1 protein-coding gene is annotated in these 1,470 nt (G+C 66.7%); it reads left to right on the forward strand.

Annotated features, from left to right (window positions below):
- Window positions 1-289: 289 nt before the first annotated feature.
- Window positions 290-1,470: sorbosone dehydrogenase family protein (locus EB084_25320; GenBank protein NDD31585.1), on the forward strand; the 1,181-nt coding region annotated here is incomplete at its 3' end.

Genomic DNA, 1,470 nt, shown 5'->3' on the forward strand with positions numbered 1-1,470 from the left:
CGCCACCCGCACCCCTGTGCGAACGGCGCACCCGCACCCCCACCCGAACAGCCCCCGTTCTGCGTCGCAGGAAGGCACTGCGAAGGACGGGGATCCGTGGGCCGCGAACATGTGAACGCGCGCTCTCGATGGCCCACAACGAAAGCCCAGAGCAGCGAGAGCGTGTACCGACGCAGAAGAGATGGTCACGTCAATGCCTCACAAGTGCCCTCCTGCAGATGAAGCGCGGGCGCGTCGGCGGCTCCACCGTAGGCGCACGCTTGGCCAGGCGCTGATCGCGTGCACCGCGATGGCGCTGATCTGTGCCAGTGCCTTCGCGCAATCGCGCAAGCCCTTCTATGGCCACGATGCCGAGCGCCCGGGGGCGAGACACCGCATCGAACCGTCTGACCTGCCCCCTCCCTTTGCCACGCGGTCTTCAAGCCAGCTCCAGATCGTGGGCCGACCCCAGGGGGCCATGCCCCAGGTTCCCAAAGGTTTCAAGACAGAGGTCTACTCCACGGGATACGCGCGTATCCGACTGATGCGCACCGCACCCAACGGTGACGTATTCGCTTCCGACCATGGCAGCGGCGACATCTGGGTCTTGCGCGGTGTCGACGCCAGCGGCCGCTGCATCACGCGCAAGCGCTTTGCCCACGCCGGTCAAGGACCGTACGGCATCGCATTCTACCCCCCCGGGCCCGATCCCAGGTGGGTGTACGTGGCCAATCTCGACAATGTGGTGCGGTTTCCCTACACCCGTGGTGACCTCGAGAGCCGGGGCGCGGCGCAGGTGGTGGTCGACCACCTGCCCACCCGCGGGCACTTCACGCGTGACGTCGCCTTCTCTCCAGACGCACAGCACATGTTTGTCGCCATCGGCTCGATGAGCAACGTCGATGATCCAGACCGCAACCCTGGCGAGCGCGGGCGCGCCTGTGTCTGGATGGCCAGACCGGACGGCACAGGCATGCGCGTCTTTGCGAGCGGAACCCGCAATCCCAGCAGCATCGTCTTCTCACCGCAGACCGGCCAGCTCTGGGCCAGCGTCATCGAGCGCGACGGCCTCGGCGACGACCTCGTTCCCGATTATCTCACCCATCTCGAGCGCGACGGCTTCTACGGTTGGCCCTACTGCTACACCGGGAGCCATCGAGACCCCCGCCTCGGCCAACAACATCCAGAGCTCGTGCGGGTCAGCCGAACGCCAGACGTGCTGCTCCAACCGCACGGCTCACCGCTGCAGATGATGTTCTACCCCGGAGGCAACCTCGGTCGCGCATACCGCGGCCAGATCTTTGCCACGCTTCACGGCTCCTGGAACCGCAGCGTTCCGACCGGATCGGTCGTGGTGCACGTCTTCGTCGATGCGTCGGGCCGCCCCACGGGCGAGTACGAAGACTTCGTGACGGGCTTCTACTTGCCGGACGGCAGGGTCTGGGGGCGTCCTGTAGGGGTCACCGCCGCCGCTGACGGCGCGCTGCTGGT

It is taken from the genome of Pseudomonadota bacterium (assembly GCA_010028905.1).
Classification (GTDB): domain Bacteria; phylum Vulcanimicrobiota; class Xenobia; order RGZZ01; family RGZZ01; genus RGZZ01.